General features: G+C 52.7%; 1 protein-coding gene. It reads right to left on the minus strand.

Going from position 1 to position 374, the window contains the following annotated elements:
* A partial coding sequence (locus Y79_RS01000000120030; RefSeq protein WP_032864782.1) for an AMP-binding protein occupies positions 1 to 374 on the minus strand: 374 nt, incomplete at both ends.

Raw genomic sequence — 374 nt, forward strand, 5'->3', positions numbered from 1 at the left:
ATTCTTGTTTCCTCAGGCTCTGTTTCCAGCGCATCTAAAAAGCTGTTGACCATCGCCGGAATAAAATGCGCGGTCGTCACCTTTTCCGAGGCAAACGCTTCAATCATCCGCGCGGGATCTTTCTCCCATCCGGACGGAAGCAGATACACGGAGGCGCCGGACATCGTCCACCAAAACAATTGCCAGATGGAAGCGTCGAAGGAAAAGGATGATTTCAGCACGATCATATCCTCTTCTGTTAACGGAAACTGCCCTTGCATCCCGGATAAAAAGGCGGCGGCCTGACGGTGTTCAACAGCCACCCCCTTCGGTGTTCCCGTCGAACCGGACGTGTAAATGATATAAGCGAGCGAATCGGCATCCGCTTCTTCAGA

This window comes from Bacillus siamensis KCTC 13613 (assembly GCF_000262045.1).
GTDB classification, from domain to species: domain Bacteria; phylum Bacillota; class Bacilli; order Bacillales; family Bacillaceae; genus Bacillus; species Bacillus siamensis.